The organism is Fusicatenibacter faecihominis (genome assembly GCF_020686945.1).
In the GTDB taxonomy this organism is placed as follows: domain Bacteria; phylum Bacillota; class Clostridia; order Lachnospirales; family Lachnospiraceae; genus Limivivens; species Limivivens faecihominis.
Genome location: NZ_JAJEPR010000013.1, coordinates 46,603 through 67,023, shown reverse-complemented (window position 1 = coordinate 67,023; position 20,421 = coordinate 46,603). Strand labels below are relative to the sequence as shown.

The 20,421-nt window shown below is 52.2% G+C and carries 14 protein-coding genes; 3 read left to right on the top strand and 11 right to left on the bottom strand.

Going from position 1 to position 20,421, the window contains the following annotated elements:
- Window positions 1-6: 6 nt before the first annotated feature.
- The 4 genes from bglX to greA form a co-directional block, all read right to left on the bottom strand.
- A complete protein-coding gene (gene bglX / locus LKD71_RS09355; protein WP_227615201.1) occupies window positions 7-2,220 on the bottom strand; it encodes a beta-glucosidase BglX in 2,214 nt (737 codons plus the stop codon).
- Window positions 2,221-2,570: 350 nt separating this feature from the next.
- Window positions 2,571-3,959, bottom strand: coding sequence for an NAD(P)/FAD-dependent oxidoreductase (locus LKD71_RS09350; protein WP_227615200.1), 1,389 nt, complete (start codon window positions 3,957-3,959; stop codon window positions 2,571-2,573).
- An 80-nt stretch (window positions 3,960-4,039) separates the two neighbouring features.
- Window positions 4,040-5,530, bottom strand: coding sequence for an LTA synthase family protein (locus LKD71_RS09345; RefSeq protein ID WP_227615199.1), 1,491 nt, complete (start codon window positions 5,528-5,530; stop codon window positions 4,040-4,042).
- Between the two features lie 16 nt (window positions 5,531-5,546).
- Window positions 5,547-6,053: a transcription elongation factor GreA gene (gene greA, locus LKD71_RS09340; RefSeq protein WP_178046936.1), complete on the bottom strand. Its 507-nt coding sequence runs from the start codon at window positions 6,051-6,053 to the stop codon at window positions 5,547-5,549.
- A 232-nt stretch (window positions 6,054-6,285) separates the two neighbouring features.
- Here greA and LKD71_RS09335 point away from each other — a divergent pair, with 232 nt between their 5' ends.
- Both LKD71_RS09335 and LKD71_RS09330 read left to right on the top strand, forming a co-directional pair.
- Entirely contained in the window at window positions 6,286-7,968 is a 1,683-nt protein-coding gene (locus LKD71_RS09335) for an ABC-ATPase domain-containing protein (RefSeq protein WP_227615198.1), read from the top strand.
- A gap of 311 nt (window positions 7,969-8,279) precedes the next feature.
- Complete coding sequence (locus tag LKD71_RS09330; protein WP_227615197.1) at window positions 8,280-9,398, top strand: endonuclease/exonuclease/phosphatase family protein; 1,119 nt, start codon at window positions 8,280-8,282, stop codon at window positions 9,396-9,398.
- A 64-nt stretch (window positions 9,399-9,462) separates the two neighbouring features.
- On the opposite strand, the gene LKD71_RS09325 is transcribed toward LKD71_RS09330, so the two are convergent.
- The 6 genes from LKD71_RS09325 to LKD71_RS09305 all read right to left on the bottom strand — a co-directional run bounded on the left by LKD71_RS09325 (window position 9,463) and on the right by LKD71_RS09305 (window position 18,402).
- Window positions 9,463-10,836, bottom strand: a complete 1,374-nt coding sequence (locus tag LKD71_RS09325) for a sodium-dependent transporter (protein ID WP_178046933.1) — start codon at window positions 10,834-10,836, stop codon at window positions 9,463-9,465.
- An 18-nt stretch (window positions 10,837-10,854) separates the two neighbouring features.
- Window positions 10,855-11,502, bottom strand: a complete 648-nt coding sequence (gene thyX / locus LKD71_RS09320; RefSeq protein WP_227615196.1) for an FAD-dependent thymidylate synthase — start codon at window positions 11,500-11,502, stop codon at window positions 10,855-10,857.
- Between the two features lie 137 nt (window positions 11,503-11,639).
- Complete coding sequence (locus tag LKD71_RS18145) at window positions 11,640-11,774, bottom strand: hypothetical protein (RefSeq protein ID WP_255632971.1); 135 nt, start codon at window positions 11,772-11,774, stop codon at window positions 11,640-11,642.
- Window positions 11,775-12,023: 249 nt separating this feature from the next.
- A complete protein-coding gene (locus tag LKD71_RS09315; RefSeq protein ID WP_227615195.1) occupies window positions 12,024-12,563 on the bottom strand; it encodes a GNAT family N-acetyltransferase in 540 nt (179 codons plus the stop codon).
- An 18-nt stretch (window positions 12,564-12,581) separates the two neighbouring features.
- Window positions 12,582-15,320, bottom strand: a complete 2,739-nt coding sequence (locus LKD71_RS09310; protein WP_227615194.1) for a translation factor GTPase family protein — start codon at window positions 15,318-15,320, stop codon at window positions 12,582-12,584.
- Between the two features lie 142 nt (window positions 15,321-15,462).
- Window positions 15,463-18,402 carry a tetratricopeptide repeat protein gene (locus tag LKD71_RS09305; protein ID WP_227615193.1) on the bottom strand — a complete coding sequence of 980 codons (2,940 nt, stop codon included), beginning with the start codon at window positions 18,400-18,402 and terminating at the stop codon, window positions 15,463-15,465.
- A gap of 238 nt (window positions 18,403-18,640) precedes the next feature.
- Between LKD71_RS09305 and LKD71_RS09300 the strand changes: the two genes are divergently transcribed.
- The gene (locus LKD71_RS09300) at window positions 18,641-20,023 is read left to right on the top strand and encodes an alanine/glycine:cation symporter family protein (protein ID WP_227615192.1); all 1,383 of its coding nucleotides are present in this window, start codon (window positions 18,641-18,643) and stop codon (window positions 20,021-20,023) included.
- 41 nt (window positions 20,024-20,064) lie between these two features.
- Here LKD71_RS09300 and spoVAE read toward each other — a convergent pair whose 3' ends face one another.
- Window positions 20,065-20,421: a stage V sporulation protein AE gene (spoVAE, locus tag LKD71_RS09295; protein ID WP_178045451.1), complete on the bottom strand. Its 357-nt coding sequence runs from the start codon at window positions 20,419-20,421 to the stop codon at window positions 20,065-20,067.

Genomic DNA, 20,421 nt, shown 5'->3' with positions numbered 1-20,421 from the left:
TCCTTTCTATTCCGTCAGTTTGAATACTGCCTGATTTTCCGTATTGCTGGCCCCGCCGATGTAGAGGTCGAAAGCTCCCGGCTCGCTGGCCCATACGCCGTCCTCGGTGAGGAAACGAAGCATCTCCTCGGTGATGGCAAAGGTTACTTTCTTTTCCTCACCCGGCTGCAATTTTACCTTCTGGAAGCCTTTCAGCTCTTTCACCGGGCGAACCACGGAAGCTGCTCGGTCGTGAAGATAAAGCTGCAGGGTCTCTGTGCCCTCCCGGTCGCCGATATTTTTCACGGTCACAGAGGCATGGATGGTCTCCGAAGCCTTCATCTCTTCCCGATCCAGAGCGATCCTGGAGATTTCAAAATCCGTATAGCTTAAGCCATAGCCGAAGGAGTAGATCGGCTGATTCGGGATATCAATATATCTGGAATGAAAACGCTCCCTAGCATTTTCCGGTGTCACCGGACGTCCTGTGGCGTAAGCGTTATAGTGTACCGGTACCTGCCCCACGCAGTATGGAAAGCTCATGGGAAGTTTTCCCTGGGGAGCCTGTTCTCCAAAAAGAATCTCCACGATGGCTGCGGCTCCCTCGCTTCCCGGCATCCAGACCTCCAGAAGGGCTTTGGATTTTGCAGAAACCTCCCGAAGGTCCAGCGGACGGCCGGAGAAAAGGACCGTCACAACGTTTTCATTTGCCGCTGTCACCGCATCAAACAGCCGTTTCTGCACTTCCGGAAGATCCAGGAAGCCCCGGCTGGCGGCCTCACCGCTCTGAAGCCGGTCCTCGCCGACGGCAAGCACCACGATTTCCGCCTCTTTTGCCGCCTTCACAGCTTCCTCCAACATTACCTGCTCTTCCTCTTCTGTGAAGTCCTCTTTTTCGCTCTCCTCGAAGCCCTGGAGCTTAAAGGCTGTTCCCAGCACGGAGGAGCCGCGGCTGAAAGTCATATTTTCTTCGGTTTCCACTTTTTTCAGAGCCTCCTCGAGGTTCTCCACATCCTTCGCCTCGGCGATGAAAGACCAGGAGCCGAAGAGATTCCGACTCTTCACATAGGGGCCAACGAAAGCGATCTTGCTGGTCTTTTTCAACGGAAGGATTTTCTTCTCATTTTTCAGAAGGACAAAGGATTCTGCCGCTGCCTTTTTCGCCAGAGCCCGGTGTTTCTCAGAGCGGATCACGGTCTTTTCTTTCGCTTCATCCGCATCTTTGAAGGGATTTTCAAAGAGACCCAGCTTGTTTTTCAGGGTCAGAATCCGCAGGCAGGCTTCATCCACGAGAGACTCCGGAATCGTGCCTTCCTTTACCAGCTTTGCCAGCTGCTCGCTGTAAATGCCGGTCATCATGTCGATATCCACCCCGGCTCTGATGGCCCGGATCGCAGCCTCTTTCCTGTCCGCGCAGTAGCCGTGGGGGATCATCTCCTCGATGGCGGCCCAGTCAGAAATCAGAACGCCGTCAAAGCCCATCTCCTCCCGGAGGATCCTCCGCATGAGCCAGCGGTTTCCGGTAGCAGGAGTGCCGTTCACGGTGTTAAAGGAAGTCATGACCATGGCGGCTCCGGCCTTCACACCGGCCTCATAGGATCGCAGGTAAAATTCCCGGAAGGTGTGCTCGGAAAGCTCCACCGTATTGTAATCTCTTCCCGCTGTGGCTCCACCATACCCTGCAAAATGCTTCACGCAGGCTGCCACCTGACCTTCTTCCCTGAGGTCGTCCCCCTGGAAACCTTTTACCATAGCCGCGCAGAACAGACTGTTGAGATAGGGATCCTCACCGGTGGACTCCATGACTCTGCCCCAGCGCGCGTCACGGACAAGGTCCGTCATCGGCGCAAAAGTCACATGAACGCCGCTCACGGCCGCTTCCTCCGCTGCCATAGCCGCACACTCCCTGGAAAGCTCCGGATCAAAGCTTGCGCCCTGTCCCAGTGGAATCGGATAAACGGTTTTGAAGCCGTTGATCACGTCCAGCATGAAAAGCATTGGGATTTTGTGGGGCTGCTTTTCGATCTGCTCTTTCTGAAGCTTTTTCAGCGCTTCCGCTCCCATGCCGCCGAGAACGGAACCAGTCCGGGCCAGCACCTCCGGCGGATAAAGTTTCGCCGCCATTGGCCCCATCGCTGTGATATCGCCGGAAAACATTCCCGCTGCCACCTGGTTCATCTGATCCACCTTCTCCTCCAGCGTCATATCTGCAAGAAGAGTCTTGAGTTCTTTTTCTGTCATCGTAATACCCTCCTGTTATTTCGCTTTTTTCATTTTATCATGATGCGGAGAGATGTTCCATGAAAAGAATGATTTTTTTATTATTTTGGTGACATCAAAAAAATATTCGAAGGGACAGGCTGGCCTCCTTTGGTCATGCATTTTTGGTGGTTTCATTGACTGCAATTGAGATTTTGGGGATTTTGCGATATGCAGTCAAATAAAGCTTATAGGAAGGTCGCCGCTGCAGCATTTTAAAAAGGCTGTTGCTAATCATCAAAATAAGTGATTGCAACAGCACTTCTCAATTTCACCAATATTTTCTTACCTATTCCGTGGCTTCTTTTTCAGACACAGGAAATTCCTGCATCTTACGCTTCTTTTCCTTCCATCCGCTCAACAATATTTCTTGCCACATAAACGCCGCTAGCGGAAGCATGGGAAAGGGAATGGGTTACGCCGCTTCCGTCGCCGATGATGTAGAGACCCGGATAGATGCTCTCCAGATGTTCGTCCAGAGAAACCTCCATATTGTAGAACTTGACTTCCACGCCATAAAGCAGGGTATCATCATTGGCTGTTCCCGGAGCGATCTTATCCAGTGCATAGATCATCTCCACGATACCGTCCAAGATCCGTTTCGGCAGTACCAGGCTTAAGTCTCCCGGCGTAGCTGCCAGGGTCGGCGTTACAAGCCCCTCGGCGATTCGTTTCTCATTGCTTCGTCTTCCTCGCTCCAGATCACCGAAACGCTGTACGATAACGCCGCCGCCCAGCATGTTGGAAAGGCGGGCAATGCTCTCACCGTAGCCGTTGCTGTCCTTGAAGGGCTCGGAGAAATGCTTTGCCACAAGAAGGGCGAAGTTCGTGTTCTCCGTCTGCTTGTCCAGTCCCTCATAGCTGTGGCCGTTTACGGTGACGATGCCGTTGGTGTTCTCACTTACCACGATACCGTGGGGATTCATGCAGAAGGTACGGACATTGTCCTCAAACTGGTGGGTACGGTAAACGATCTTGCTCTCATAAAGCTCATCGGTCAGATCTGAGAAAATGACGGCCGGAAGCTCGACGCGGACACCGATATCCACACGGTTGGACTTTGTGGGGATATCCATCTCCTTACAGACTTCCTCCATCCATTTGCTTCCGCTTCTTCCGACGGAAACAATACACTGATCGCAGTCGAAAAACTCATCCGCACAGTGAATGCGGTAGCCGCTCGGTAATTTTTCCATTTTCAGAACCGGCTTGTCAAAGTAGAAATCCACCTTTTTCTCAAGCTCATTGTAAAGATTTTCCAGAACCACATAGTTGATATCGGTTCCCAGGTGACGAACGGAAGCGTTGAGAAGATTCAGGCCGTTCTGCATGCAGATCTTCTTGAACTTTGTTCCTGCTGTGGAATAAAGTCTCGTTCCCTCGCCGCCGTGGATCAGATTAATCTCATCCACATATTTCATGAGCTCAATGGCCGGCTGTTTGCCGATGTGCTCGTAGAGAGTGCCGCCGAAATCGTTCGTGATGTTGTATTTTCCGTCAGAAAAAGCTCCCGCTCCTCCGAAACCGCTCATAATGGAACAGCTCTTGCAATGGATACAGGATTTGATTTTCACTCCGTCAATGGGACATTTTCTCTTATTCAGCATGTGGCCCGCCTCAAAAACAGCCACTTTCAGGTCCGGTTTCTGTTTCATCAGCTCGTAGGCAGCAAAAATTCCGCCGGGGCCTGCGCCGATGATGATAATATCATATGCTTTCATTTATTTAGTTCCTCCTCTTTTGCACTCCCCGTATTGATTATACGGAAATTTCCCCTTGTAAACAAGGGGAAATCCGAATTTCAGGCTTTGTTTTTTCCATAAAGGAAATGTTTGTTGTAGTAGTTGTTGGTCTGCTTGATCTGGTCTGCCAATTCTTCCGTTCCCATGGACTCGCAGAGGGTGGGCTCATCGGAAAAAAGATTGGCCCCCAGACCCAGCCGGTTACCGGGGATCTCCACGCCCAGGGCCACCAGCGTCGTCGGAAACAGATCCAGGGCGCAGAAAACCCGGTCATGGGGATTTTCCGCCTCGGCCGCCGCATTTATAATCACATTAAAATCTGTCCGGTGGAAATCTTCATCCACGGAATCTGAATAGGCCGCATCCATGGTCAGATGATCACCGCAGAGCACAACCGTTGTATTTTCCGCAAAGGGCTGTTCCTTGATCCAGTCCACAAAGGCTGAGAGCTGCCGGTCGGAGCAGGAAATTACATTGTAATAGGGATTTTCGTACTCATCTTCGCAGAGCTCACAGGTGTAGCCCTCCACGCAATGGGTGTCCATTGTAGCCATCGTCAGGTTGAACGGTTCTCCTGTTTCATAGAGACGGTTCAGCTCTTCTTTTGCAAAGGCGAAGAGTTTTTCATCCTCGAAGCCCCACCATTCATAGTAATCTTCCGGAATCCAGCCATTCTCGATGGCGTAGTCGTAATCCCGGATCGCATAGTTTCCATGCTGTTCAAAATAGTGGTCGGTTCCCGCAAAAGCCGCCTCGGAACCGATAAGAAGCTCCTGCTGATAGCCTTCCTTTTCCAGAATCTGTCCCAGAGTCGTGACGCCGGGAAGGAAGGTATCGTACATGTCGTAGTCGTTGTGGGCCAGCGGAATGGAAAGCGGAATGCCGCTGGTCTGGGCCACCATGGAAGCCATGGTCCAGCTGCAGTTGGCCATCTCCGTCATGCCGTACCCGCCGGGTTCAGAGAAATAAGTGCTTCCTTTTTCCCGCTGGAGTTTCGTCAGGTTCGGAATCAGATTTTCCTCCTGAAAACCGCCGTATTCCGCCGACGCAAAGGTCTGCTCGAAGGATTCCAGGAAAATATAGATGAGGTTTCTCTTTTTCTCCGGAAAAGTCAGCTCCACAGTGTTGGGATCCACATAATGGTTCTCATAGAGCTTTGACGCATGGGTCTGGGCGTAGAGATAGTCCGGAATGTCAAACCGCCAGATTCCATAGCCGGCTGAGACCAGCACACAAAGAATCGAAAGCGGCAGAAGCCCTTTACGAAGCAACGTAAAAATGCGGAATTTAAAGATCCGCTCCGGCTTTCTCAGAAGGAGCCAGAGCAGAAGGCCCATAACGAGACAGGGCGGCACCGCGTAAAGCAGATAGTTCCAGATGATATCGGAATTGGTTCCTGTCATGGGCACCCGCATCTGGAAGATCAGTTTGTCCATGGTCAGGTCCGCAAAATAGCTTTGCAGCCAGACAAAGGAGGACGCCATCCAGACTGCCATCAAAAGCAGGAAGACCGCCACCTTTTTTGTACTTTTCAATTTTCTCTTTTTCACTGTTTTTCTCCTAGAATCAGAATCCACGGATCGCGTCGGAACCGTCATCCTCCGTATTTTCAATGGAACGAATCACCACATAATAGGTGTAGTCATCGCTGACCTTCACCGCCACCCGGTCGCCTACCTTATGGCCCAGGATTGCTTTTCCTAAGGGGGATTCCGTACTGATCCTGCCAGAAAGGGAATTGCCGCGGATGGAGGTCACGAGCTTGTAGGTCTCAGTCTCATCGTCCTCTTCCATATAAAGCTGGACCGTGTTATTTAAGCCCACCTCGTCATCCCTGGAATTGTCCGTGATGATCTCCGCATTCTTGATCATTCTCTCCAGATAGCGGATCCGGCTCTCGTTCTTATTCTTGTCCCTTTTCGCTGCGTAATATTCAAAGTTCTCACTTAAATCACCCTGGGCTCTCGCTTCCTTCACAGCCTCGATGGCTTCCTTTCTCACCACAAGCTTCCGGTGATCGATCTCTTCCTGAAGACGCTCCACGTCTTTTTGAGTCAGTTTCTCATGATACATGACGTTTCTCTCCTTTCACACACATTCAGACGGCTGCCGCCGCCCGTCCGATTGTTTATTTTACCACCTGGTTGGTGTATTGACAATAAAGAGATAGTAAGAATATCCTTAAAAATATCTGAATATCTCTGCTTGCCGAATAAAGGAAAGTTGACTATACTGGAGATAACATTGTGTGAGTTGCTTTGAAGCGTAGCAATTTGCAGGTATCATTCACTTTAGGAGGTACATTATGAAACAGTCAGAAGAGCTCCGGGAGCTCCTTCATTCCATCCATAGAAAAAGTTATCCGGCCTACAAGGGACTGAAAGGAATTTACGATTTCCGGACCTATCGGCTTTCCATCGACCATGTGCAGGGTGACCCGTTCGCTTCCCCCTCCAGCATCAGTGTCCGGATCTGGCGGGAGCGGGCCGGCTTCCCTGATACTTATTTAAAGGAAGATTTTCAGCGGACGGCCCTCGCGGATTTTCTCACGCGGCAGTTTTCGGCCGCCATCTCCCGCTTTAATTTCCGGGCAAAAGGCTCCGGAAAGAGCGGCCTTCTCTCCACCAGCAGCTGCAGCCAGGAAATTTTAAAGCGGACATCCCTCTCCATCACGGAAAAAGAATTCATCGCCCGCTTTGAGGTAGGCTTTCCCGCCAACGGCCGGACCATCAATGCATCGGAGCTGGAAAAGATATTTTTTGATTTTCTTCCCAAAGCTGTGACCCAGTCCTTCTTCTACCGGAATCTGAAGGCAGAAGAAGTCCGGCAGGTGATCGAGCTTTCCGAGGATCAGAATTTTATCCGCAAAGAGCTCCCCAGGCTGGGTCTTATCGCCTTCGTCGCCGACGGCTCCATTCTCCCCCGGGAGAGCGGCATTTCCCAGAAGCCGATGAAAGGCAGCGTTCCCTTCATTTCCCCGGAAAGTCTCCGCGTGGAGCTTACGCTTCCCCATCATGGAAAAATCACCGGCCTGGGAATCCGAAAGGGAATCACACTTATTGTGGGTGGCGGTTATCATGGAAAATCGACGCTGCTCTCAGCGCTGGAGCGCGGTGTTTATAACCATATCGCCGGGGACGGCCGCGAATATGTGATCACCGATCCCACTGCTGTGAAACTCCGCTCCGAGGACGGACGGCTGATCCGGGAAGTCGATATCTCTCTTTTCATCAATGATCTTCCAAATAAAAAAGACACCCACCGCTTCTCCACCCCGGATGCCAGCGGAAGTACTTCCCAGGCTGCGGGAATTGTGGAGAGTATGGAGGCGGGAAGTCAGGTTTTTCTTCTGGATGAGGATACCTCTGCTACCAATTTCATGGTGCGGGACAGCTTTATGCAGAGTGTGATTCACCGGGAAAAAGAGCCAATCACTCCGTTTCTGGAACGGGCAAGGAATCTCTATGAGAAATGTGGAATTTCCACGGTGCTCGTGGCCGGAAGCTCCGGGGCGTTCTTTCATATCGCGGATACGGTAATTCAGATGGATGCGTACCGGCCGATGAATATCACAGAGAAGGTGAAGGCCATGCTGGAAGAATATCCGTTGAAAAAGACGGATGTGCCGGATTTCGTGATGCCGGAATTTAAAAGGGAGCTGTTCTTTAAAAAAGCAGGGGAAAATGATAGGATTAAAACCCGGGTGAGAGGGAAAGATGGCTTTCAGGTTGGAAAAGAGGCGCTGGATCTGCGGTATGTGGAGCAGATTGTGGATGTGGAGCAGACGGCAGCACTGGCTGCCATGCTCAGGTACACGATGGAGCATATAAATGGAAGTAAAAGGATTTCGGAAATCGTGGAAATGTTGGAAAAAGAGATTTCCAACGGCGGGCTGGAGGCCGTAGTCGGTGGGGATTGCGTAAGGTGTGGCTTGGCGATGCCGCGGAAGCAGGAGATCTTCGCATGCTTTAACCGGTATCGCGGTTAGAAAATTATATTGAGGGGGCGCGCTCCGAGTCGCGAGCCCGCCCGCCCCCTCAAACTCCCCCAACCGGGCCCGCTTAGAAAATATGGGGCTTACGTCAGACTGGGACATGGCGATAATATGAGGTATCAGGGATCATTTTACTGAGAAAACGTAAAGCGAGCTACTTTTTCCGGCAGGCGAAAGACAGCACGGCACTCTGGAGGCGGGGCAGAAATTCCTGGTATTTCGCCCTGCCGCAACCGAAGGTCTGAACGCCTCCAGAGTGCCGTGCGTCCGGTAACAAATTTTCTACAAAAAATAGGAGTGATTGAATGCATAAGAAAAAGAAAGAATACAAAAAACGCGGAATTGGATGGACAATATTGCGGATTTTTTTAGGGGCTGTAGGGATTTTGGTTCTGGTTTTGGTTGTTTATATTGGGTATCTTTTTGTGAGTTATCATCGGATTGAGGATAATCTGGAACTGGAGGTGGAAAAATCGGCAGAGGGGAATGTGGATGTAACATTAAAAACAGGGACGGAGTATTCGGCGCTGACTTATAATATCGGGTTTGGAGCCTATACGCCGGACTTCAGTTTCTTTATGGATGGAGGTAAATCTTCCTGGGCAAAAAGTAAGGAAAGCGTGCTGGAGACGGTGAGTGGTGCCGGGAAACTGGCGGCTTCTTATGATCCGGATTTTGCTCTGATCCAGGAGGTGGACCTCAATTCGACCCGGAGTTATCATGTAAATGAGTATGAACTTTTGAAAGAAAGCTTCCCGGAATACGATTCGGTCTTTGCCCAAAATTATGACTCGGCTTTCCTTTTTTATCCGTTTACGCAGCCTCATGGCCGCAGCCGATCGGGTCTGGCATTGTTTTCCAGATATCCGGTCACTTCCGCCCTGCGGAGAAGCTTCCCGGTCTCCACTTCTTTTACCAAATTTTTCGACCTGGACCGCTGCTACAGCATCTCCCGGATCCCGGTGGAAAACGGCAAAGAACTGGTAATTTTTGAACTTCATATGTCCGCCTACGGAAACAGCGACGCCATCCGGGAAGGCCAGATCAGCATGCTCTGCAACGACATGGAGGCAGAATACGGGGCTGGAAATTACGTCCTCTGCGGCGGTGACTTCAACCATGACCTCAAAGCCTCCGAGGATGATTCCACAGGGCACGAATCCTGGGCTTATCCCTTCCCCCGGGAAGACCTTCCGGAACACTTCACTTTCTGCCTGGACCTTCTCTCCGAGGAAGAAAAAGATGCCCTCTGGGACAGCGCCCGAAACGCAGATATGGAATACGTTCCCGGCGTGACCTACACCGTCACCCTGGACGGCTTCATCATCTCCGATAACCTGGAATGCCTCTCCTACGAAAACATCAATTCCGGCTATTCTTACTCGGACCATGATCCGGTGTACCTGAAATTTAAACTGAAATAATTCTCTGACACAAAAAACTCCCATAAAAACCAGCTTTTTGTATGGTCTTTATGGGAGTCTTTTTTTACATGGAAATCCATCCAAACGCATTCGCCACAGAGCTGATCAGAATGATCGCTGCAAAAATGGGGCAAAGGTAGCGGATCATAAAATTGAAGATTCTTTTTCTGCGGAAGGTACCGTTTTCAAGAAGCACTTCTTCCTCGATCTTTTTCGTACCCACTACTTTTGAGATCAGAAGGCAGGTAGCAATGGCGGCGATGGGCATCATCACGGAATTGGTCAGGAAATCAAAGAAATCCAGAAACTGCATCTTCAGGATCTGCACTCCAGCCAGCGGGCCGTAGCCCAGACAAGAAAGAGTTCCCAAAGCTATCATGATCACGCCTACGATGAGGGCGGCTTTTTTTCGGCTCCAGCCAAGCTCGTCCTGGAAGGTGGAAACTGCACTCTCTGTCAGGGCAATGGAGCTTGTGAGCGCCGCACAGAGAACCAGCAGGAAAAACAGGATTCCTACAAAGTTACCAAATCCCATGCTGGCAAAGACTTTCGGAATCGTAATAAACATCAGCGCCGGTCCCGCCTGCAGGCTTTCCGCATCCCCACCGGAAAAAGCGAAAACTGCCGGAATGATCATAAGCCCCGCCATAATGGCAATGGCCGTATCAAAGATCTCCACGTTCCTGGTAGAACCTTCGATGGAAATATCTTTTTTCATATAAGATCCAAACGTTATCAGGATTCCCATAGCGATGGACAGAGAATAGAACATCTGGCCCATGGCTGTCACTACCGTCATCCAGGAAAAGTTTTCCACATTTGGGATCAGGAAATATTTTACGCCTTCCAGAGCTCCCGGTCTCGTCACGGAATAAACAGCAATAATCACGGAAAGTACCACCAGAATCGGCATCATGAATTTAGATACACGCTCCACACCGTTCCGGACGCCTGCATAAATGATTCCCACCGTCAGCAGCGCAAAGATCACAAAGCAAATCTCTGTTGAAACTCCGTCAGAGATAAAGGCTGAAAAATATCCGTCCGCTGCAAGCTCCGACCCCTGGCCGATGACATAACTGAAAAGATATTTGATGACCCAGCCGCCGATAACGGAATAATAAGGAACGATCAGCACCGGAATAATAGCATTGATCCAGCCGCCGAAAGACAGCCATTTTGATTTTCCAAAGGAAGCATAGGCTCCCACAGGACTTTTTCGCGTCATGCGGCCCAGCGTAGTCTCCGCCATGATCATCGTATAGCCAAAGGTCAGGGCCAGAATGATATAGATCAGGAGAAAGATTCCTCCGCCGTACTTTGCCGCCAGATAAGGAAAGCGCCAGATGTTACCAAGGCCAACGGAAGCCCCCGCTGCCGACAACACAAATCCCAGCTTTCCTGAAAAGGTACTTCGTTTGTTGTGATGTGTCTCCATAAGTTCCTCCCGTATGTTTTATTCCGCTGTCAGATCTTCAAAGAACAGCGGATATCTCTCCTGAAATTCTTTGAGGATCATGCGGGTGATCTCGCGGATCTGGGGGTGGGCGGCTTTGGAACCGCGGAGACAGATGAAGTGTCTCCACTCACGAAGGTCCATGGTCATGACGATTTCGGTCTTCAGGGAGTTCGGGAGGATGCTTCTGGCTTCTTCGGCCCGGGCTCCAAGCTCCAGCATTTTGAAGTAATATTTTTCTGCGGATTCCATGGCCTCCTGCCAGAGAAGGTATTTCTGGCGGTCTTCCTCTTTGTTCAGGTCATAGGAGAAGCCGTTGGCAATGTCGATGCAGGAAATCTGATTTTCAAATTTATCCTTGGAATAGTTGCAGTAACGGGTGCTCTCCTGGCTGTAGCTGGCCAGACGATGGCGGACGATCTCGTGAGTCACGCCCCGGTCACAGGTCACTTTCACGGTGATTCCCGCATGCTCGATCACGGATTCGTGGCCTCTTTTCAGGATGTTTCGGATAAAACGCTCTGCGGAACCATCCTCGATGCTGCCCTCGCTCTTGTAGCAGACACGGCCTGCCCTCTCTACTCTTTTTAACATCTCCTCGTAAGGTTCTGTGCTGATGATCTCTATGCTTGCCGGTACGATCTTCATCTTCTGTTGCTCCTCTCTTATCTTCCGCCCACAGGCTTTTCTATTGGAACAGTCTGTCCAAATTTTCTTTTTTTATTTATGCCCCAAATCGGGACACATTCTGGTTTATGTTATCATACTCTGCAAGTTTTTTCTAGTTAAGCTTTCACAAACCTTAAAAATTTCTTTTTTCCAATCTTAAGCACGCTTCCCGCTGCCACTTCCTGTTCGAGGGCCTCCATGCCGATCTTCTCGCCGTCCAGCTGTACGCCGCCCTGTTTTAACAACCGCAAAAATTCATTTCTGCTCTGGATCAGGCCCTTGCTTTTTCCGGTGGGATCTCCGTCACAGCCTACTCGAGAACCTCTCTTTTGGTGTGAAGCTCAAAGACGTATTCACAGGAACTATCCACGCGCCTCTCATCAGCCGGCAGCTTTCTGTCTGGCATCCTTCCTGCTACTCTTTCTTATCACAGCCTCTTTACTCCGAAATGAATTGCATTCTTTATATCACAAAGAGAAAGAGGCTGTCAAGGAGTTTTTTTACAGCACATACTCCATCTGCCGGTCCGTCGGCCCGTTTTTCACATGCTCCTCGTTGAGCTCCATGGCGTCGGTGCAGCCCAAAGCCCGGTAAAAGAGCTGGCTTTCGATGGCCGGATTGGCGGCGATGTAGAGTTTCTGTCCGCCCATGGCCAGAGCCCAGCCGGCGGCCAGATGGAAGAGGCGGGTGCCGATTCCCCGGCCCCGAAGCTCTCTTGAGACATGAAGGCTTGTGAGATCTCGGTAGGTTCCGGCGTAGCCGAAGGGCTTTCCGGAGATCGAGGCAAAGCCTTTTACAGCGTTTCCTTCAAAGGCTCCGAAGACCACGCCGCCCTCCTGAATCGTATTCTGAAGGCAGGTCAGCAGAAATTCATAGTCTTCTCTTGACCATTCCTCCACCAGAGAGACCGGCTTTTCCACCCAGGCATCCCCCTGTTTCTGAAGCTGCCGGGCCACGTTCTGCCGGCGCTCAAATTTCCGGAAGAGATCCAGGTTCAGCTCTTCCAGTTCTATCTTGCGGTAAATCAGTGTATCGTCCATTATTCGTCCCTTCTTAAGTTATTTACTCCCCTTTTTCTTTCCGTCCTCCATGGTACGCCGGCCCAGACGCACATCCTCCATAAGCTCCGCCATTTCCCCGGGAAGCTGATGAATCAGGAGATTTTTCGTCGGCCCCTGCCGGTTCAGGTAGTCGCCGCGGATCTCGGTGCTGGCAGCCTCGATCTCTTCCCGTAAACCTCTGGCCGAGAGGCGTCTTGCTCCCTGTCCCAGGATGATAACCTGCTCCAGACCGTCGGAGGTCGCCACCGTCACCCCGTATTTCCGGCCGATGGCGTGGACTGTCTTCTCAATGTACTGGTCGGCGGTCTCCGCCTCTTTCGTATAAACGATGTGAATGTTGTGATATTTCACGACTTCCCCGTGGTTTCCTTCCACCTTGTAGGCGTCAAAAACCAGGATCACATGGCATTTCCGGTATCCCTGATAGTTGCAGAGAAGATCCGCCAGCTTGCTTCTGGCCCCTTCCATGTTCACCCTGGAGAGCTCGTTTAAATCCTCCCAGGAGAAAATGATGTTGTAGCCATCCACCAGAAGATACTGCTCCTGAGGCATCTCTTTCTTTATCGGTCGGTAGGCAGAGACACTATCGGAGGAAGAGCGGCGGACTCTTTTTTCAAAGCTTCCTCTCTCCTTTTTCACCGGCCCGTAGGTCCGCTCGAAAATCGCCTTCAACTCTTCCTCGGAGGCATAGGTTTCGGCCTCCGCCGCCCGCTGTCTTCGGATGCTCTCCGTCACGGGCAGGCCCTCGGGTTCCGTTTTCTCTCCGCCGTTTCCCCAGGCGCTCTCAAGGTGCATATAATCCTCCACCTGGTCCCAGTCCACCACGAAGCCGGCTCCGTGGGCGCAGAAAACGGAACCGGTGGGATTTTCCATATCTCCGTCGGGGTCGTAGCCGGAAAGAGCCGCGATCTCCTCGCCGTTGTGGCAGGACTCATAGCCGGAAAGAGCCACGGAAATCCTGCCTCTGCCGCGGCTGTAGGCTGTCACTTCCCTCGGGTAGCCCCGCATCGCGGAAACCGGCGCGGTTCCGGTGAGAACTGCCATCTCTCCCTCCAGCTCCGGCCCGGAAAATTTGCCGTTCATGCGCTGGATATCCGCCATGGCCCGGCCCACCAGGTCAGCCGGTACCTCCAGCCGGTACTCATACACCGGCTCCAGAAGGATGCTCTTTGCCTTCCGAAGGCCCTGGCGTACGGCCCGGTAGGTCGCCTGCCGGAAATCGCCGCCCTCGGTGTGCTTGATATGGGCCCGGCCGGTCAGAAGCGTGATCTTCATATCCGTAATCTCGGAACCTGTGAGTACGCCCAGGTGCTTTTTCTCTTCCAGATGGGTGAGAATCAGCCGCTGCCAGTTCCGGTCCAGCACATCCTCGCTGCAGACCGTATCGAAGCTCAGGCCGCTGCCCCGCTCCGCCGGTTCCAGGAGAAGATGCACCTCGGCGTAATGGCGCAGAGGCTCGAAATGGCCTACGCCCTCCACAGGTTCCAGAATCGTCTCCTTGTAGACAATGTTTCCGTCGCCAAACTCCACATCCAGCCGGAAGCGGTCCCGAATCAGACTTTTCAGGATCTCGATCTGCACCTCTCCCATAACCTGGGCATGAATCTCGCCGAGTCGTTCATTCCAGACAATGTGAAGCTCAGGGATCTCCTCCTCCAGCTTGAGAAGCTTTAAAAAGGTCTCATGAACGTTCGTCCCCTCCGGAAGTTCGATGCGGTAGGTCAGCACCGGCTCCAGAATCGGAAGATTTCCTTCCGCCTCCTCGCCCAGACCTTCCCCGGCAAAGGTTCTGCTTAAGCCTGTGACGGCGCAGATGCTTCCCGGCCCGGCCTCGTTTACGGCCTGATAGCCTGCTCCGGAGTAGAGCCGGATCTGGTCCGCTTTTTCCTCCCAGATCTCGCTCTCCTCCAGGCCTTCCCGCCGGTTGGTCAGCGGCATTTTCACCTTCAGGACACCGCCCGTCACTTTGAGATGCGTCAAACGGTTTCCGGCCTCGTCGCGGCTGATCTTATAAACCCTGGCAGAAAAATTTTTCCGGTAAGGACTGGTGCTCGCATAGGTTTCAAGGCCCTTTAAGAGCTCCTCCACCCCCTGAATTTTAAGGGCGGAGCCGAAAAAGCAGGGGAAAAGCTTACGATCGGCGATGGCTTTTTTCAAAAGCTTACGATCCACGCTTCCGCTCTCCAGGTATTCTTCCAGAAGCTTTTCATCGCTCATGGCCGCCTCTTCCGCGAAAGCCGCATAATCCGTCTCTTCCTGATTGAAATCCACACAGTTTCCATCCAGCCGTTTCTTGAGCTCCGAGAGGAGTTTTTCCCGGTCCGTCCCTTCCTGATCCATCTTGTTCACAAAGAGAAAGACCGGAATCTGATAATATTTCAAAAGCTTCCAGAGGGTCTCCACATGGCCCTGAACGCCGTCGGCCCCACTGATGACCAGCACCGCCGCATCCAGTACCTGAAGCGTCCGCTCCATCTCCGCAGAAAAGTCCACATGGCCCGGGGTATCGAGAAGGGTCACTTCCCGGTTCCCCAAGGTCAGCCTTGCCTGTTTGGAGAAGATTGTGATTCCTCTGGATCGCTCCAGCTCATAGTTATCGAGAAAGGCATCGCCGTGGTCCACCCGGCCGATTTTTCGGATGCTGCCCCTAAGATAGAGAATGCTCTCCGCCAGCGTTGTCTTTCCCGCATCCACATGGGCAAGAATGCCCAGTGTCAGTTTTTCTTTATCTTCCATAAAATTTCCTTCAATCTCGTGTTTCTCCTGCCTGTCCGTTTTTGCCGGTCAGGCAGCAATCAGATTTTATTTTATCATCTTCCCGCCCCCTTTACCAGAAAAAAATGCGCCTGAAGGAATTTTTCCCTCAGACGCATCTCATTCAGTCTCTCTTTTCGTTCAGTTCCTGCTCCCGTTTTTCTGCAGCCAGCCTCTTCGGATGCTCCGGCGCGTAGTTGTTCCGGAAGCCCTGGAGGGCTTTTGTGAGGAACTCTTTTTCCTTCTCCTCATCCCCCAGAAGCCGGTAAGCCCGGGCCAGATTCCAGGCCGGTTCCGCACAGGCGATCTCGCCGAGGTTCTTTTCCTCCGCCAGCTGATAGGCCTCCGTAAGATATATAACGGCTTCCTCCGGCCTTCCATCGTCAATGCAGGTCACGCCGATGTTGTTGTCCGCGAGGGAAAGCGTATTTCCCTGATCGTAAGCGGTTTTGAGAAGGCCTTCCCGCATCAGAAGCTGGTTTTCCAGAGCTTTTTTGCGGTTGCCCACCCGGTTGTAGGCGGTTCCCAGCTCACCGCAGGCCGCCAGATAGTTGATATGGTTCTTTCCGGCAAATTCTTCCACCATTCTCTTGTGGCGTTCCATGAAAGTAAGGGCTTCCTCCGCTTCTCCCCGGCAGCTCGCGGCCTGTCCCCGAAGCTGTTCCAGACAGAGCAGCAGGGTAGGCGGATTTCCCAGAGCCTTTACCACCTCTTCCAGAACGGCCAGGCTCTGATCGGCCTCTTTCCGCTCCCCGATTCCGAGATGAGTCATGCCTTTCATATAGAGAATATCTCCGAGAAACTCGCCCAGGCCCTCATCCACAGCTCTCTGGATTCTTATGTTTTCCTCTTCCGCCCTGGAAGCCGACTTGCGGCAGAGAATCAGCCAGATCGCCTTTTCAAAAACAGCGATGGCCGCAGGAAATTTCGCCCGGTAGTAACAGCACTGGCCCAGCAGAAATTCTCCGTAAACCCTGAAGGTCAGACTCTCCGTCCACTGGAAAACTTCCGAGACGAGAGTTTCTGTCTCCGTAAGTTTTCCTGATGCAAGGAGACGCTGCCCATAGTTGGTTAGGGCGTTCAGAAGCTGTTCCTCCGAGAGGAGGCCTTTTTCCATGTAAAAAGCAAACTGCTTTCCGTAATCACCGAACTCCGTCATAAATTCCAACTGAAGGCTTCTCACCATAAAGAGATGCTCATCCGAAAGCTCCGGACACCGCTCGATCAGACTCTGAAGCTTCTCCCCGGCCCGGTAACGGCTCCTCATGTAGAAGAGAGCTTTCAGGCCCAAGCCTACCAGCCGGTCGCTGACTTCTCCGCTGATGCTGGATACGGCGTTCCAGATCATCCAGGCTAGCTCCTCCATCGCCGGATCCTCCGCAGCCCCCGGCTGCCCGTCAAAGAAACATTTTTCCGCCCGTTCCCAGAAGGGAAGAAACTCTTCCTCCAGAGGTGCCTTCATCCGGATGCTCTCGGCGATCACCGGATGCATGCGGTAGCCGTCCCCAGTATCCTCAAGCCACCCAAGGCCCGTAAGTTTTCCAAGTTCCTCCGCCAGAAGCTCTCCTTTTTTCAAAAAGCCCTGGAAAAACATTTTTGTGAAAGTTCTCGTAATCTTCCGGTAGGGCAGGATTGCGAAGATCCGCACCAGCTTTTCTCCGGCGGCAGTTGCCCCGGACAGCTGATAGAGCCTCCGGTACATATCCCGAAGCCCCGCGTCCCCGGCTGTTTCCGCCCAGGCAGTCTCAAGCTCCCGCTCCAGTTCTTCCAGCGTCCAGAGCCTTGCCCCGGCTGCTTTTCCCAGAAGCCGCAGTGTCAACGGGTGCTGAAAGAGCTTTTTTTCAAGCAGCTGATTCAAGTTCTCCCGTTCTTCCATATTTAAAGTCCGCTCATAGTTATCCCGGAAAATCAACCCCAGAGCGCTCTTTCTCGGGGTTCCCACCGAGAAATTCCGGAAACCTTCCAGCTTCTTGATACGGCTGGAGACAAAGACCGTACAGGAGAGCTCCTTTAATTCCAGAAGCCCCGGATCTTCCTCCTCCGTGCGATCCACGTTGTCAAGAAAAAGAACCGTTTTCTTTCCGGAAAGGCGATAGAGACACTCATGAAAGCGTACCTCCTGATCCGCCGCATTAAGTTCGAAAAAGCTCCGGTTCAGGCTGTCGGAAAGACTGCCTGTGTACTGGACCACGGCGATTTTTCTCGCTTTTCTTTCCCGCTCACACCAGATCAGAAGCTGTCTTAAGAGCTCGGTTTTTCCTATGCCGCCCAGGCCTGTGAGCAGAAATTTTCCACCGTTTTCCAGCATCTCCTTGAGATCGTAGAGCTCCTCCTCCCGGCCGAAGAAATGTTCTCCCTCCAGGGGTGCCACACAGAGTTCGCTGTTTCTCGAGGTCAGAAAGACGGGCTGGCGTTTCTCCTGCTCCTGTTCCAGTTTTCTCCAGAGAAGCTCCGGTGCCAGATCCTTCCGTTTCCTAAGCTCCCTCATTTTTTCCGTATCCATCTGGTCTCCCGCCATCGCGTGAAGCGAGAGCATCGTCAGAAGCCAGCCCGCCTGAAAGCGTTCCGGCAGCTTCTTCCGGTTCTTCTCCACGTCGCTGACCCAGGAGAGAAGAAGCTTCGCACAGTCTTTCGAAAGCCAGGGATCTTCTTTTTCCGCTTCCAGAAGAAATTCTTTTAGTTTAATGATAAAGACCGAATGATCGTATTCCCGTTCCGTCAGAAATTTTTCAAAAAGCCGGAGCTGTTTGCCAAAGCTCTCCGCCGTCAGCCCGTCCAGCACCTCCTGGATGTAGACCTCATACAGCGGGAAATCAGCCCGGCGATTGCAGATTTCCGAATGATAGCGGTTTCTGCTGCCGCTGATTCTCCATATCAGCCGTCCGTGAACGGTATTTCTCCACTCATAGGAAAGGTACTCATCCCAGAAGCGGACCAGAGTGAGTCCCTTTTTATTTTTTCTCCGAAGGATCCCTGTGGAATAGACCGGGTAATCCTTCACTGTAAGCAGGCGGTACAGATTTTTCAGTGAAAGCTGTACAGTGGTTCTGCCTTCTGTAGCCATCCTTATGTTCTCCCTTCCGTGCGGTTCCGGCCAAAAGCCAGGGAAAATTCCCTGGCCCGCACATAATAGGTTTTCTACCTATGAATCTTATCATAAGCACCTGACCAAAACAACGAGTGAAAGAATTTTTGCGCTTTTTGTACACAAAGTTGCATTTTTTGTTCACGGAAAACGGAGGTTTACACTGCGCTCTTCTTATGGCATAATAAAGAAAAGTTTTGAGAAACGAGGATACTTTATGATCATTCAGCTAATCAATACCATCTACCAATTTCTCTGGGGCGATCTCATCCGGATTCCGCTCCCCGGCGGCAGCAGTCTCGGTATCTCGCTTCTAATCCTGCTTCTGATTCCCACGGGAATTTTTTTCACCATCCGGACCCATTTTCTTCCCATCCGGCTTTTTCCGGATATGCTGAAAGCTCTTACGGAGAAAAAGAACAGCAAAAACAGTCTTTCCTCCTTCCAGGCTCTTATAGTCTCTACCGCCACAAGAGTGGGCATGGGCAATCTGGTGGGTGTCGTGGCTGCAGTTTCCGCCGGCGGCGCGGGAGCTGTATTCTGGATGTGGATTACCGCCATCATCGGTTCCTCCACCGCCTTCATTGAAGCCACCCTGGCTCAGCTCCATAAGGAAGAGGATCCTCTCTACGGCGGCTACCGCGGCGGGCCCGCCTACTATATCCATCATCTGGTCGAAGAACGACTTGGACGGAAAAAGCGTTATGTACTGATCTCCGTGCTCTTCGCTGTTTCCGGCCTGATCTGCTGGTGTGGCATCAGCCAGGTCATCAGCAATTCCGTGGCCTCTTCCTTCGCAAATGCCTTTTCGATCCCGCCCCTTTACACGAGCATTCTTCTGGTCATCATTTCCGCTGTCATCGTCCTTCGGAAAAATGCCACGGTGAAGGTACTGGATACCATTGTTCCCATCATGGCTGTCTGCTACTTTTTCATCACGCTTTTTATCATCGCCGTCAATTACCGGCAGATTCCCGGCGTTTTTGCCCGGATCTTTGAGGAAGCCTTCGGGCTCCGTCAGGCAGCGGCCGGCGGTTTCGGCGCTGTGCTGATGAACGGAGTCAAGCGTGGTCTTTTCTCCAACGAAGCCGGCTCCGGCTCCGCCCCCTGTGCCGCTGCCGCCGCAGAATGTGAGCAACCCGCAAAGGCCGGTCTTGTTCAGGCCTTCGGTGTCTTCATCGACACCATTGTGATCTGCAGCTGCACCGCCATGATCATGCTTCTGGTCCCGGAAAATCTCCTCTCCGGCCTCTCCGGCATGACGCTTCTCCAGACCGCCATGGATTACCACCTGGGAAAATTCGGCGTGATCTTCATCGCCGTCACCCTGTTCCTCTTCAGCTTTTCCACGTTCCTCGGCATCCTTTTCTATGCGAGAAGCAACGTGGCCTACCTTTTCGGGGACAAATGGTGCTGGCAGACCCTTTATAAAATTCTGGCTCTGGTCATGCTCTTTATCGGGGGCATCGCCGCCTACACCTTCGTCTGGGATCTCGGAGATGTGGGAATCGGTCTTATGACCATCTTCAATATCATCGCTCTTTATCCCCTCTCGGGACAGGCCTTAAAGGAGCTGGACAAATATGAAAAGAACCGCTGAAAATACCGCAGGATCACGATCGGTCCTGCGGCTTTTTTGTCTCACTCCTTCATTTTCGGCTGGAAAATGAGACTTGCAAGATAGGAAAAGATCAGCGCGGCGGAAATTCCCACGGCGCTGGCCGTGAAGCCTCCCATGAAAAGCCCCAGGAAACCATCCTCATCCACGGCTTTTCGGATGCCCTGATAGAGCGTGTTTCCGAAGCCCAGAAGCGGTACTCCCGCCCCGGCTCCGGCGAAATCCCGAAAGGGCTCATAGATCCCCAGGAAGCCTAAGACCGCCCCGGAACAGACCAGCATCACCATGACCCGGCCCGGCATCAGCTTCGTCCGGTCCAGAAGGATCTGCACCAGCGCGCAGATCAGGCCGCCCACCCAGAATGCATTCAGATAGTCCAT

What these genes read in the sequence shown, in the direction of transcription:
- LKD71_RS09325 (WP_178046933.1), bottom strand. Translation starts at nt 10,836, where the DNA reads ATGGAGACACATCACAACAAACGAAGTACCTTTTCAGGAAAGCTGGGA.
- thyX (WP_227615196.1), bottom strand. Translation starts at nt 11,502, where the DNA reads ATGAAGATCGTACCGGCAAGCATAGAGATCATCAGCACAGAACCTTAC.
- LKD71_RS09335 (WP_227615198.1), top strand. Translation starts at nt 6,286, where the DNA reads ATGAAACAGTCAGAAGAGCTCCGGGAGCTCCTTCATTCCATCCATAGA.
- LKD71_RS09305 (WP_227615193.1), bottom strand. Translation starts at nt 18,402, where the DNA reads ATGGCTACAGAAGGCAGAACCACTGTACAGCTTTCACTGAAAAATCTG.
- LKD71_RS09315 (WP_227615195.1), bottom strand. Translation starts at nt 12,563, where the DNA reads ATGGACGATACACTGATTTACCGCAAGATAGAACTGGAAGAGCTGAAC.
- greA (WP_178046936.1), bottom strand. Translation starts at nt 6,053, where the DNA reads ATGTATCATGAGAAACTGACTCAAAAAGACGTGGAGCGTCTTCAGGAA.
- LKD71_RS09300 (WP_227615192.1), top strand. Translation starts at nt 18,641, where the DNA reads ATGATCATTCAGCTAATCAATACCATCTACCAATTTCTCTGGGGCGAT.
- LKD71_RS09310 (WP_227615194.1), bottom strand. Translation starts at nt 15,320, where the DNA reads ATGGAAGATAAAGAAAAACTGACACTGGGCATTCTTGCCCATGTGGAT.
- spoVAE (WP_178045451.1), bottom strand. Translation starts at nt 20,421, where the DNA reads ATGGACTATCTGAATGCATTCTGGGTGGGCGGCCTGATCTGCGCGCTG.
- bglX (WP_227615201.1), bottom strand. Translation starts at nt 2,220, where the DNA reads ATGACAGAAAAAGAACTCAAGACTCTTCTTGCAGATATGACGCTGGAG.
- LKD71_RS09330 (WP_227615197.1), top strand. Translation starts at nt 8,280, where the DNA reads ATGCATAAGAAAAAGAAAGAATACAAAAAACGCGGAATTGGATGGACA.
- LKD71_RS09350 (WP_227615200.1), bottom strand. Translation starts at nt 3,959, where the DNA reads ATGAAAGCATATGATATTATCATCATCGGCGCAGGCCCCGGCGGAATT.